The 13,696-nt window shown below is 41.1% G+C and carries 11 protein-coding genes; 6 read left to right on the top strand and 5 right to left on the bottom strand.

Annotated elements, in window-relative coordinates:
• Positions 1–145 precede the first annotated feature (145 nt).
• Entirely contained in the window at positions 146–2,236 is a 2,091-nt protein-coding gene (locus tag F7734_RS08640; protein ID WP_155744281.1) for a serine/threonine-protein kinase, read from the bottom strand.
• Between the two features lie 384 nt (positions 2,237–2,620).
• Between F7734_RS08640 and F7734_RS08635 the strand changes: the two genes are divergently transcribed.
• Positions 2,621–3,925 carry a PPC domain-containing protein gene (locus F7734_RS08635; RefSeq protein ID WP_155744280.1) on the top strand — a complete coding sequence of 435 codons (1,305 nt, stop codon included), beginning with the start codon at positions 2,621–2,623 and terminating at the stop codon, positions 3,923–3,925.
• Positions 3,926–4,053: 128 nt separating this feature from the next.
• On the opposite strand, the gene F7734_RS08630 is transcribed toward F7734_RS08635, so the two are convergent.
• The 3 genes from F7734_RS08630 to F7734_RS08620 form a co-directional block, all read right to left on the bottom strand.
• Positions 4,054–5,097 (bottom strand): WD40 repeat domain-containing protein, encoded by a 1,044-nt coding sequence (locus tag F7734_RS08630; protein WP_155744279.1) that lies wholly within the window; start codon positions 5,095–5,097, stop codon positions 4,054–4,056.
• Between the two features lie 154 nt (positions 5,098–5,251).
• Positions 5,252–7,318, bottom strand: coding sequence for a serine/threonine-protein kinase (locus F7734_RS08625; protein WP_347566152.1), 2,067 nt, complete (start codon positions 7,316–7,318; stop codon positions 5,252–5,254).
• A gap of 451 nt (positions 7,319–7,769) precedes the next feature.
• A complete protein-coding gene (locus F7734_RS08620; protein ID WP_347566148.1) occupies positions 7,770–8,288 on the bottom strand; it encodes a ribbon-helix-helix protein, CopG family in 519 nt (172 codons plus the stop codon).
• A gap of 294 nt (positions 8,289–8,582) precedes the next feature.
• Between F7734_RS08620 and F7734_RS08615 the strand changes: the two genes are divergently transcribed.
• Together F7734_RS08615 and F7734_RS08610 are read left to right on the top strand one after the other, a co-directional pair.
• Positions 8,583–8,888, top strand: a complete 306-nt coding sequence (locus F7734_RS08615; RefSeq protein WP_155744278.1) for a helix-turn-helix domain-containing protein — start codon at positions 8,583–8,585, stop codon at positions 8,886–8,888.
• A gap of 98 nt (positions 8,889–8,986) precedes the next feature.
• Complete coding sequence (locus tag F7734_RS08610) at positions 8,987–9,193, top strand: hypothetical protein (RefSeq protein WP_155744277.1); 207 nt, start codon at positions 8,987–8,989, stop codon at positions 9,191–9,193.
• Positions 9,194–9,601: 408 nt separating this feature from the next.
• On the opposite strand, the gene F7734_RS08605 is transcribed toward F7734_RS08610, so the two are convergent.
• Positions 9,602–10,738: a cob(I)yrinic acid a,c-diamide adenosyltransferase gene (locus F7734_RS08605; RefSeq protein WP_155744303.1), complete on the bottom strand. Its 1,137-nt coding sequence runs from the start codon at positions 10,736–10,738 to the stop codon at positions 9,602–9,604.
• A gap of 221 nt (positions 10,739–10,959) precedes the next feature.
• Here F7734_RS08605 and fraC point away from each other — a divergent pair, with 221 nt between their 5' ends.
• From fraC to F7734_RS08590, 3 genes are all read left to right on the top strand, one after another.
• Positions 10,960–11,505 carry a filament integrity protein FraC gene (fraC, locus tag F7734_RS08600; protein ID WP_155744276.1) on the top strand — a complete coding sequence of 182 codons (546 nt, stop codon included), beginning with the start codon at positions 10,960–10,962 and terminating at the stop codon, positions 11,503–11,505.
• 23 nt (positions 11,506–11,528) lie between these two features.
• Entirely contained in the window at positions 11,529–12,557 is a 1,029-nt protein-coding gene (gene fraD, locus F7734_RS08595) for a septal junction protein FraD (RefSeq protein ID WP_155744275.1), read from the top strand.
• Positions 12,558–12,781: 224 nt separating this feature from the next.
• Positions 12,782–13,561 carry an ABC transporter permease gene (locus F7734_RS08590; protein WP_155744274.1) on the top strand — a complete coding sequence of 260 codons (780 nt, stop codon included), beginning with the start codon at positions 12,782–12,784 and terminating at the stop codon, positions 13,559–13,561.
• Positions 13,562–13,696 lie beyond the last annotated feature (135 nt).

Here is a 13,696-nt window from a genome sequence, read left to right as displayed (position 1 = left end):
AACTTTAAAGGAACCTTTGAGCTTTACGACTTTTCCAATACTTCAATATTTTTTCATTTTCTACAGAATTTATTGTTGCTTCCATAGAATTATATAGTTTTCTCAAGATTGGCGGTTAACTGATTCAACCCCCCTACCAATGTCTTCACAATGGCGATCGCCAAACTTTGATAATGTTGTCAGCACTACCACCACTAGCAATAGTTTGTCCATCTGGGCTGATAGTAACAGAGTAAATATAACCAGAATCCTTCTTTAAAGCCTCAATTTTTTCTCCACTTACAGAATTCCACAGTTTAATTGTATTGTCATTGCTACCACTTACAAGGATTGCGTCGTTCAAGTTTTTGTCGTAACCTGCATTTGGCAGAAAAGCAACAGAATTTACTTTGTCAGAATGTTTTCTCAATGTATGGGTGACTGTGCCTGTTGCTACGTTCCAAAGTTTAATTGTTTTATCCTTACTACCACTGGCAAGAGTGACACCATCTGGACTAAAGGCAACGGAGAGAACGTAGTCAGTATGTCCCTTGAAAGTACTAACTTCTTTACCTGTTAATGTATTCCACAGTTTAATTGTCTTATCCCAGCTCCCACTGGCAAGAGTCATGCCATCGGGACTGAAGCTCACAGAAGCAGTTGCCCTTGAATGCCCTTTGAGCGTGTAAATTTCTTTTCCCGTTGTCAAATCCCACAATTTTACAGTTTTATCTAAACCTCCACTGGCAAGAGTTCTGCCATCTGGGCTAAAGGCAACTGAAGAAACTCCCCCAGGATGCCCTTTAAGAATGCCCATTTCTTGTCCTGTTTCTAAATTCCACAGTTTGATAGTACTGTCTGCACTGCCACTGGCAAGAGTTTTACCATCTGGGCTAAAGGCAACAGCCCAAATCCATTGGGAATGACCTTTGAGAGTATAGATTGTCTGTCGGGTAGCTAAGTTCCAGATTTTAATTGTGCGATCGTCACTAGCACTAGCAAGCGATTGCCCATCTGGAGAAAAGGTTACAGAGTTAACATCACTGGAGTGACCCCTAAGCGTCTCTGGGGAGTTAGAACTTTGAATGGTTGTGTCGCTTGGCTGAGTGACATCAGAAGACTGAGTGACATCAGAAGACTGAGTGACTCCAGAAGACTGAGTGACTCCAGAAGAATGAGTGACTGGGGATGGGTAAAAGAGATATAAAGTAACTCCTAACAAGCCCAATAAAACGATACTGGCACCTGTAAACAATGAGTATCTTAGCTTGAGAGCCGATTGCGGTAAAGAAAGCAACTGAGATTGTGATGAGTTGGCAGTCAGTAGGGTTGAAGGTGGTGGGGGTGAAAGCTGTGATAAATCTTTGAGGACTTCCTCTGCTTCTTGATATCGCTGTTGAAATTCTACTTTCAAAAGTTTGTCGAGAATCTTCCTTAACTTGGGACTCAGAGTTGCTTCTTTGCCACCTGGTTTTTTTAAATATCGCTGCCAATCATTAACCCAACTAAAGCCGTGTTGCAGCCAAAGTTTAGACGGAGAAATCCCTGTCAGTAAATGGAAGCAAGTTGCACCCAAGCTAAACAAATCGCTTGATGGGTAAGCTTTTCCATCTTCCATCTGTTCGATTGGGGTGTAACCGTGGGAACCAATGGTTGTCCCGATTTTTGTTTGTACTGTGACCGATAACTGCTTTGAGGCTCCAAAATCAATCAGCACCAATCGCCCATCGCCATAGCGGCGAATAATATTTTGCGGCTTAATATCTCGATGGATAACTCCTTGTTTGTGGATAAACTGGAGCACGGGTAATAAATCTAGTAAAAGTTCACGAATGTTACTTTCACTATAAGTTCCCACTTGTTGCAATTCTTTGAATAAATTCTGACCATCGATATATTGCTGTACTAAAAATAGATAATTATTTTCCTCGAAATAAGCCAAAAGATGGGGAATTTGATTGTGTTCTCCAAGTTGCTGCAATCGCTGCGCTTCTTCTTGAAATAGCTGAACTGCTTTTTTTAGAGCACTTGTTCCTTGAATTTTGGGCGCAAACTGCTTGACTACGCACAATTCTTTCAACTTATCTACGTCTTCAGCCAGATAAGTTCTGCCAAATCCACCTTCATCAGACAATACTTTAATGACACGATAACGATTTCTCAACAGCGGTATCAATGGTGTACTGCAGCTAGAGCACAGCACGCTATCATCAGGATTTAGGGGACTCAGACAGTCGGGATTCAGGCAGCAAAGCATACTGGGAATCCATAAGTGGACGGTTTAGCTTTGAGGAAAAAATATCGAAGATTGATATTAGACATCTCTAGAAATTCATTGTGCGTTGTCTACAATTTTTGTAAAGACCTGCCGTGGCACGTCTCTACATTATTTTTCCACATTTTGATGTTAACATCTTTACGTGTTAAGAAAGATACTACAGCTTCTTTAATATAGATAAACAAAAGCATTGCTAGTGTAAAGATTTATAGAAGTTATGTTTGTAAGTTTTTTTTAGGTATCAAGCAACAGTAATCTATATCAGTAAATCAGCAGATTAACTAGAGTATTTTGTTGGTGAAATATAGTACGGTGTCAATCTACCCTGAGTACAATGTTTCAATCAACAGGAGTAGCCTAAAAATGGTAGAAAAAAGCAACAAACAATGTGCAAATCAATTAAAGTTGGTTTTAATTGGTTGCATGAGTGGTAGTTTGTTGATAACAAATTATGCCTTTCCTATCAAGGTTTTAGCAAATGCCCTACACTCAAAACCCTTTTTAATTGCTAAACCCGCCGATGAGAGACAACCAGTAGCCGTAGAAAAAGGTATTGAGCAAATTCCTGTAGCTCAACAACCGGTGCCCCGACAGCCAAAAGAAACTATTGAATCGCCTCTACCCCCAGATGTATCTTCCGGCTCTGTAAATTCCACCCCAAAATCTAATCCTTCTGAAACTAGCAGGGCTTCAAAACCAGCTGTCTCAACCACATCAACGCAACCCTCTAACACTAACACAACGTCTACTACATCTGGCACAGGTGTTGCTATTCCAGTACCCAGCCCTGAAGGCGATCGCTCAACACCAACGCCCCAAGGAAGTTCCACGGCGACGCCCCAAGGAAACTCGACGCCCTCGCGCCAAGAAAGTTCCACACCAACGCGTCAAGGAAGTCCTAAACCTTCGCGTCAAGGAAACCCCACGCCAACGACAACAGCTTCTTCACCTACTTCCTTGTCCAAAACACCTAATTTTCAAGAAATTAACTTTGTCGATATCGCATTTGGTGTTTTGGCTCCAGGAGATTATCAATCGCAGGGTAGATATTATCGCTTCTACCAGTTTCAAGGTAGAGAAAACCAACTTGTTCAAATTAGGCTAAGCGGTAGTGCAGATCGGCGTCGTACAAACAACTTGAATCTAGACCCCTTCATGTTTTTACTCGATCCAAATAATAATGTGCTTTTGACTAGAGGTAGTGAAGCGGTGAATCCTCAAGGAGTCAAAGACGCATTTATTTTTGTCCGATTACCAAGAACAGGTACCTACACGATCGCCGTTACCAGCCGCAAGCCCGAAGATACGGGGCGTTACAGTTTAGCTCTTAGGAATGACAGAGCAAGTTACAGTCTCGATCGCTCCGATGAATTAACTCAGAATAGCTCAATTCAAAGAAAAAGTGGCAGTCCTTATAATGTATCTAAGTTTCAGGGTAAAAAAGACCAACTTGTGAGCATCCGTGCTGACAGTGTCTTTGAACAGTTTTCTCCTTACATAGTCTTGTTAAATTCCCAAGGGCAAATTGTCGCCACAGACGATAACAAGGATGGAAGGTACAGTGCATTCATCGATCGAGCCAAGTTACCTGAAGATGGTACGTACTACGTAGTTGTTATTTCAGCAAATCCACAAGAACGTGGGACTTATCGGTTGACGGTGTTTTAGGAATCAGTGACCAGTGACCAGTGACCAGTGACCAGTGACCAGGGGGACAAGGGGGACGAAATAATCCCTAGTCCCCAATCTAAAATCCAAAATCCAAAATCCAAAATCCACGCATCGCCAATTCCTTTTCACTGCACCACCTGCCATATTTTAACGGTTCGATCGAAACTTCCACTAGCAAGAGTCTTGCCATCGGGACTAAAAGCAACAGACCAAACTCTGTCAGTATGCCCTGTGAGGGTATTTATGCCTTGTCCTGTAGCTAAATTCCAAACTTTGATTGTTTTGTCCCAGCTACTGCTAGCAAGAGTACTGCCATCAGGGCTGACAGCTACAGACCAAACTTTATTAGTGTGTCCAATGAGAGTATGTATTTCTCTTCTTATGTTGAGATCCCAAATCTTGATAGTTTGATCCCAACTTCCACTGACAAGTTTTTGACGATCGGGACTGAATGCAAGGGAAGAAACAGCATCAGAATGTCCCGAAAGAGTATAGAGTTCTTTTCCTGTTGACGTGTCCCACAAATTTATGGTATTGTCAAAATAATTACCACTAGCCAGAACTTTACCGTCTGGGCTAAAAGCAACAGAGTTGACAACATCGCAATTGCCTTTAAGAGTGCGGACTTTGTCTCCAGTGGTTGAGTTCCACAAGTTAATACTCTGATCCCAGCTTCCACTGGCGATAGTTAAGCCATCCGGGCTAATAGCAATAGACTGTACTGCAGCTAAATGTCCTTTGAGAGTACGTACCTCCTTCAGATTGCTTACGCTCCAAAGTTTAACGGTCTTGTCAGCGCTTCCACTGACAAGCATTTTGCCATCAGGGCTAAAGGTGACAGAGTTAACCCAATCGGAATGACCTTTGAGGATGCCAATCGCTGCTCCAGTCTTTAAGTTCCATAATTTGATAGTTTTGTCCGCACTGACGCTAGCAAGAGTGCGTCCGTCAGGACTAACAGCAACAGCCAAAATCGAATTGGTGTGACCTTTAAGGGTAAAAGCTTCAGCAAATTTTGGTATGGGTTTTGTTTGAGCTTGACTTCGTTGGGATGATGCCCTGGTTGCTGCAGGAGGTGATGGCCAGTACCACATTCCTGCAAATCCCAAAAGCGCGATCGCCGCACCCGTAATAACTTTAATTTTTGTGTCAGTCATGGTTACAGACATTGCAAATTCCACGTTACGCTGCTTTTATATTGCTCCGATGTAAAATCAGAGGCATCTTACCTGCTTGGGAATAAATGTAGTTACCGATTAAGCCAGTAGAATTCCGGATTTCTTAACACAGGTCTATATCAGTATGAGTTACGGAGTCAAAAAGTTAACGAGAAACTCGCCAAATCTTAATAGTGCGATCGTCACTCCCACTGACAAGAGTTTTTCCATCTGAACTAAAGGCGGTAGCACGGACACTATCAGAGTGACCTAGCAGAACGCGAATTTGCTGTCCCGTCTCTAAATTCCATAGTTTGATAGTTCTATCCAAACTGCTAGAAGCAAGGAGTTTGCCATTCGGGCTAATCGCAATAGAGGTTACTGTATCGGAATGACCAAATAAAGTACGAATTTGCTCTCCCGTGTCCGGATTCCATAACTTGATAGTTTTGTCAGAACTTCCACTTGCAAGGATTTTGCCATTTGGTCCGATCGCAAGAGAAGTCACTTTACCCAAATGTCCTTCTAAAGTACGAATTTGCTCTCCTGTTGCTAAATTCCATAACTTTATTGTTTTGTCATAGCTACCACTAATTAGAGTTCTACCATCGGGACTAAAAATGACAGACCGAACCGAGTTAGAATGTCCCGCTAGCGTACTTATTTCTTCTCCTGTTACTAAACTCCACAGTTTAATAGTGTTGTCATCACTGCCATCAGCAATAATTTTGCCATCATGACTGAAGGCTAGGGTATGAACTGAGTTGGAATGCTCTATAAGTGTACGGACTTCTTGACCGGTTGCTAGGTTCCAAATCTTAACAGTTTTGTCCTCACTTCCACTAGCAAGAGTTTGTCCATCTGAGCTAATACTTAGGGAGTTTACTATCCCAGCGTGACCATGTAAGGTAGAAATTTCCTGTCCTGTTATTAAACTTAATAGTTTAATTCCACTATCGCTGTTACTGGCAATCGTTTTGCCATCTGGGCTAATAGCAACAGATAAAATGGGGTTGGAATATCCTCTTACAGTTGAGACTAAAGAAAAACGACCATCAGGGGATGAAGTACGAGTTTTGACAGTAGTATCTCGATTCGCTATGCTGCGATCGGGCTGACTGATACTAGAAGATATTTTAATTTCAAGACGGCGAAATTGCTTGTACCAAAACTCTCCCGAACTTAACACTAATACAGCAGTTCCTGCAAGGAGAGAATTTCTGAGAAAAATGTACGGTTTGGGTATTGATGGTGCTTGAGTGGGAGGTACAACAACAGAAGGAGTAGGAACACCTGCGGGATGGAGAGGTGGTGGTATTTGCTGCTTTAATGTTAAATCTACTATAGCTTCATCAGCAGATTGGTAGCGCTGTTGAATATCTTTTTGCAACAGTCTATCCAAAACCCGCTCTAAATCCTGACTCATTGGACATTTGACATATTCTCGCCAATTCTTTACCCAAGCATATCCATCTTCAGTCCATAACTTAAAAGGAGAAATTCCAGTCAGCAAATGAAAGCAAGTTGCACCCAAACTAAACAAATCGCTAGCCGGATAAGCAACACCATCTCTAATTTGTTCAATAGGAGAATAGCCTTGCGAACCAATGGAAGTCCCCATTTTCATTTGTACTTTTGCCGTGAACTGCTTTGCAGAACCAAAGTCAATCAAAACTAGACTTTCAACCTTCTTTACCTTCGTGGAAGTATGATGAAAAACTTTTCCTGTTGTTGCTTGAGAAGTTCGACGACGGATAATATTTTGAGGTTTTATATCTCGGTGAATAACTCCTCGTTCATGTATAAATTTCAGAACGGGCAGTAAATCTAACAAAATTTCTTTAATTTCTTGAGAGTTATACGCTCTCCGTTGTTGTAACTCTTTTAACAGGTTTTGCCCGTCTATAAATTGCTGAACCAAATATAAGTAGTTATCTTGTTCAAAGTAAGCTAACAGAGTTGGAATTTGAGGATGTTCTCCCAGTTCTTGCAATCTTTCAGCCTCTTTTTGAAACAACTCCATCGCCTTCTTTAACGCCCAATTTCCTTGGACTTTGGGAGCAAGTTGCTTGATAACACACAGTTCATCTAACTTATCGATATCTTCTGCTAAATATGTTCTACCAAATCCTCCTTCATCAGACAGTACACCTGTAACGCGGAAGCGATTTCGTAACAAATGAACCAGTGGGGTGTTGCACGTTTGGCAAAACGTCCTTCCACTCTTGTTCAGGGGACTTGGGCAATCAGGATTGAGACAGCAGATCATCACCAAAAGGACGCGATTGCGTAATAATTTATGCTAAATTATCCCTGAATTTTTTATAAGGATTAATTATCCTCTATCTTATACGAAAGATCCGATAAATGTTAGTGGTTGGTGGATAGTGGTTGGTGAATAGTGGATAGTGGATAGTGGATAGTGGATAGTGGTTGGTAGTTGGTGGTTTCCAAAGAAATAGATAAATTATCCCGGAATTTGGTGTATCAGGAAACGCTCATTTTATTGGACAAGCACCTAGCCCATTTCACAAGAAGTAGATTGAATTTTTACGTGCAAGTTCTTCAGTATTTAACGATACAAAATTCACAACCAACAACTAACAACCAACAACTAACAACCAACAACTAACAACCAACAACTAACAACCAACAACTAACAACCAACAACTAACAACTAACCATTAAAGTTTAAAATCCTCGCTAATCTCTTGAAGTATTTCTTTAAGTTGAGCGATCGCTTCATCTGATAGCTGCAATCCACCATCTAGTTCTATTTGCACTTTGAATTTTAGCTCGCTACCATCTGCTGCATTTTCAAGTTCTACAATTCTTTGAGCTAACTCTTGAAGTTCGTGGGGTTGCAAGTAAGCTGCTGTTAAGCGCACATTTCCCTTCGGTTTAAGTTCCGAGCCATTGGTTCGGTATTGAGCAGATGAATCTGAAACTCCGGGTTGTTTTAATGTCGCCTCATTCCTTCCCTGGACTTTAAGTTGACGAATTTTGCCTTCGTCTTGAGGTGGTTTGAGCCTTTGTTTGAGAATTAACACCGCCATTTGAGACAAAGAACGCTCTTCTGCTTCCGCCAATTTTTGCAGAGCTTCCTTATCATCTTCTTCTATATAAAGAGTCACAGTTACTTTAGCCATGTCCCCATCATAGGCGCTGTTGCGTGCTTTGAGGGTAAATACATAAAAACACACAAAAACACACAATATTTGTGCTATGCTGATGTCTATCAATCCTTCCTAGAAAAGTCAAAAGCCAATGCTGAGCTTTTACGGCTGGCACTGGCTTCTGACCTGCCTATTTCAGGAGAATTTTTAATGATAAAACCTGTTGGTTGCCAAACTAATGGGTACAGGGGCTATCTCCAAGCTTTAGATGGCTTTGGTATCACACAAGTAACTGCAAGATCCCCGACTTCTTTGAGCAGTCGAGGATCTGGACTAACTTGAGCCGTATCAACAGTCATTTAATTGCAAAGAAATTTAATTATGAATCCTCGCCCTCTGACTCAGCAAGAGCTAGATTTAATCCAATTCTATAGTTGTTGCCAACTCGGAATGACTCCCTCTCGCTTTTACGCTAAGTGGCAAGTTAGCTATGAAATGCTAGCTCAAATTTGCTCGCGATCGCCGTCAACTGTGAAGCGCTGGTTTTCTCATGGTGCCAACTACCGCCGTCCCAAACCTTCTGACCTACGCCATCTTGCACTGATGGATTTTTTACTAGAGCACTTTGACGAACTTCCACCCGAACTATTGCTCGAACTTTGTTTTCCTAAGTTAAGCACCACATAAAGCAAAGTGTAAAAAAAAGCAAGTCCATTTTGAAATGTCTTTTTCAGACATCCTCACGTAAACTTGCTTCAGTCTAAAAATCTAGTCACGACAATTTTATGACATACGCAGAAAAATTAAGCCCTTGGTGTCTGGTTCGACTTCAAGCCAATATGCAGCATGAAATAGTTGCTCGATTTCGTCGTCGCAACGATGCGGAAGCGCATTTGCAAATTATGCGGAGGCTAACTGCAGGCGGGAATTACACCATCATTTTCAACCCGGTATCAGAATTGCAAGAACAAATCCCTGGTTGTAAAGGATAAAGGATGAAGGATGAAGGATGAAAGTTAATTCTTCATCCTTCAGTCATCTTTCCTTTTTTTTGTAGTGAAAATGGTAGTAAACATCATCAGGAAACCACCTACGAGAATTGCGATCGCAATTCCTCCTGTTATCCAATCAAGTGTGTTGTTGTCCATATTAGCCGATGTATAGAAACTCTCATTTATTGTAAGTAATCGTCATGATGCAACATAGCGATCGCGGATTGATTGAAAACCCGTTTCAATAATGCTCACTAATGATTTAGGATTGCTATAGTTGCTCTGTCGCACAAAAGCCTTATTTGGTGGGCTTTAGCCCTACCTACGTGCTAATAGCTAATGGTTAATTACGAATTAAAAAACAGCCAGTCTTCTATTAGCCATTAGCTATTAGCCATTAGCCATTAATTAAAAATCTACCCCTCGCTTGAGTTCGACACCTTGGTTGGCATAATGCTTGTGGCAATAAACCTCTGAGTGTGTACTTGCCAAATCAAAGTATGCTGGCTGATGTTGACAGCGGCCGGTGATAATGACCTCAGTATCGCGTGGCTTGCGGAGTAAAGCTTGAACAATTGGTTCAATGGGTAATAGTTCTAAATCTACGGTAGGATTGAGCTCGTCAAGAATAATGGTTTTGTACAAACCAGACGCAATAGCAGTCTTGGCAATTTCCCAACCACGTTCCGCTTCTATGTAATCTAATTGTTGGCGTGAGTTACGCCAAACAATGGCATCTCGACCACAGCGTTGATGATCCACAACTTCTGGATATGACTTTTGTAAAGCTGCGATGGCAGCATCCTCCGTGTAGCCAGTACCGCCTTTGAGCCACTGCATAATTAATACACGGGTAGAACCTGGATGGTTGATTCCTCTACCAATGGCTTTTAAAGCTTTCCCCAAGGCACTAGTAGACTTTCCTTTCCCAGCACCAGTGTAAATTTCAATACCTTGTATTCCCTGCAATTTGGCTGTAGGATGAACTTGAGGTTTCATCTCCGAGTGCAAATCCGCAATATCGAGTAACTGTTGTGGTGCAGCACGTCCAGTCGCAATGATTTCTAATTCTTGGGGCTTAGATTTTAACGTCCGAACAACTTCATCAACAGGAAGCAAACCTAAATCCAGGACTGGATTAATTTCGTCTAAAACAACAACTGAATACAAACCCGAGGCAATGGCACCCTTAGCCACATCCCAACCCCGTGCTGCTTCAGCGCGATCGTAAGCCGTAATTTCATCTGGACCAAAAAATTCTGCTCTGCCAGTACGGACTTGATCGATTAGGTGGGGAAATCCGCTTTGCAATGCTGCAATAGCCCCATCTTCATCATAATCTCGTTCTGGACCCTTAAGAAACTGTAGTAATAAAACACGGTTAGAATTGTTTCGTGCATGAATTCCCAAGCCAATAGAGCGTAAAACGACTCCCAGTGCAGCTTGTGACTTGCCCTTTCCCGCGCCGTCATAAACATGAATCTGACCAGTTAGTCGTGAGGAACGCAATTGTGCTGTCCGGATACCGATGCCGTTTCTTGTCATCTCGTAAAAAGCTGTAACGTAGCAGTCTTCTATATTACACAAGGTTTCGCCTAATTTTATATGGAAGCTCAAGTGTTGCAGAATATCGAGATATATAAAGAAAAGCAACAAAGACGAATTGGGACAAAAAGATGGTAAAAGAAGAGTAAAATAATTACCTCGATCGTAATTCAGTATAGACGCTATACTTTCTGAGATTACACCTTACCTATCACTCTTGTATGTTTGAACTTCCCGAATTTCCACTTCCCAGGATTTTCCCTTTTGGCGCAATTCTGTTCAATTTCTTATTTTTACTGGTTGCTATCCCTATAGAATCCTTCATTTTAAATTCAAGATTAAAATTTGATAGAAAAAGCAGTGTTTTCTATGCCATTGCAATCAATCTTTTTTCTAATGTCATTGGTTGGGTCGTATTCTTCTTTTCTGAGCCAGTACTACCGATACGGGTAAAATCAGAACTTATTAACTACATTTTCTTCGATCGCTTGCAATCAGCTAATGTCCAATCTTTGATTGTCTTAACAGCGTTTATTATTTTCTTTGGGACTTTCTTAGTCAAATATATTTTGTTAAGAGTTTTACTTTTGTCACTAGCAGAATTTGGAAAAGCTCCACCAGCAGAACCTACTCCAGACAAAAATTTGCGTCGTGTCTATAAACATAAATTGCAGAATACAAGTGTAGTCACTAGTATACTCATAGCAAACGCACTCAGCTACAGTTTTATAGTTGCTGTTTTATTTATTCGTTCATTCGATCTCTAAGGAAATAGGGGAGGAAAAAAAGTATGCAGATAGTTAGAGATTTATTTGGTGTATTCAATGTTGTTGGAGATATTTATGAACGAATAAAGAAAATAGTCATTCCGCCAAAAGCATATTCCTGGCAGACATTAATCTATCTGAGTATTTTTTCTTGGTTCATGTCATCCATGTGTACAGGCTTTGTAAAAGATGCTATTGCCTTTTGTGGCTGGATATTTTTAATTCTGGGGACTGCTTGGTATACAACGGATAGCCCAATACTTATTCCTGGAACTAATATGCCCGTGGGGGCTGTGATAACCGGGTTTTTAGTCAGCGTTTTTGCTTTCGGTCATGACGAAACTATATTGACAACTAGAACAATAGTGCTTTGGCCGACAATTTCAGCCATCATTACTGCAATCCCAGAATTTTTCGAAGGAACTGGTACAGAAGCCAAAACTCTGATTCCCAAAATAGAAGACCGCCAAAAGATGATAATTTTACTTGGTAGCTGTGCGGTCATCAGTTGCTGGTTGCAATTTTACTTTGTGGCAGAAAACTGGTTGAATGAGTACCCCAGTTTAGAGGTAGATACTTATCAAGGCAGTGCTTTTGTAAGTAGAATCGAACCCCCAGATAGAATTCCGAGAAATGGCGTTGTTATTTTAGATAAGCTTGCACCTCAAATAGAACAGCAATTAAACGAACAACCTTGGTCTCAGGTAGAACAATGGCTTCTAAATTCCAGACAGAACGTGAGTAGACTCGGTAGACAAGTCATTGAAACCAACTTGGCACAATATGACGAGAAAGCTTTATGGGTTGTGGAACCGCGTGTAACAAATCTCAAGTCAGGCTACAAACTCGACTTACTTAGTATTTGGATGGGACCTAGTTCCACCTCTCGTGGGTATTATCTAACAAAGACCTGTCAAATAGAACCCGTAGCAAAAATCGGGAACACTAGAAGCAGAGTTGCTAATAACCCTGATGAAAAAAATACGTTGGCAGAAGTGAATTGTGAAGGCAAAACATCATTCTTTGCAGATTCACCTCCACCTCAAGAGTAACGAAGGGTTAGTGGTTAGTGGTTAGTTGTTAGTTGTTAGTTGTTAGTTGGTGGTTAGTTGTTAGTGGTTAGTTGTTAGTTGTTAGTTGTTAGTTGCTACTAACCACCAACCACCAACTACTAACCACTAACCACCAACTACTAACCACTAACCACTAACCACCAACCACCAACTACTAACCACTAACCACCAACCACTAACCACTAACCACTAACTAAATTTTTATGAATTTTAATAGAGTTTCCGTACTAGCAACTAATGTATTTCGAGAAGTAGTGCGCGATCGCATTCTTTATATTGTGTGCTTCTATACTATAGTACTGGGAATTGCCATCCGTCTACTGCCTGATTTTGCCGCAGCCACAGAGGACAAAATGTTTTTGGACTTTGGTTTGGCGGCGATGAGCGTCCTTGGTCTGATTGTTGCCATATTTGTTGGTACGGGATTGATTAACAAAGAAATTGAAAAACGCACTGTTTTAGTACTAATTGCCAAGCCTGTCAGCCGAAGTGAATTTATTACGGGGAAATATTTAGGCTTGCTTATGGTGCTAGCCGTATTGATTGCTGCCATGACAGTGATTTACTTTATATTTTTACAAATGGGTAATATTTCCTATCCAATGGTCAGCGTTCTTGTAAGTACCATTTTTCTATTTTTTCAGTTATCCTTAATGGCAGCGATCGCAGTTACCCTAGGTGTGTTTACTAGTTCTATTCTGGCGACAGCATTAACATTTGCAGTATACTTAGCAGGTAATATTACTCAAGATTTGCTGCAACTTGGTCGCTTGAGTCAGAACCCTGGTATAGAACGCATAACACAAGCTTTATATTTGGTGTTACCAGATTTATCTCGATTAGATTTGAAAAATGATGCTGTTTATGGATTTGGAGCGCTACCCGATCCAATAACGCTATTACTAAATGCTGGATACGGGTTGCTTTACAGCATTATGCTGTTACTAATAGCTATTTTTAGCTTTTCACAAAGGGAGTTTTGATCGGTGAGCAGTGAGCAGTGACCTGTAACCAGTAAATAGAGAAGGAGGGGGAACGAATTCTACCTTGTCCCCCTTGTCTACCTTGTCACGTACTCCTCTTGCCCCTGAAACTTTGCACCCCGATATTAAAATAAA

Source organism: Scytonema sp. UIC 10036, assembly GCF_009725235.1.
The sequence above is the reverse complement of the archived record's forward strand: the minus strand, read 5'-3'. Positions and strand labels throughout refer to the sequence as shown.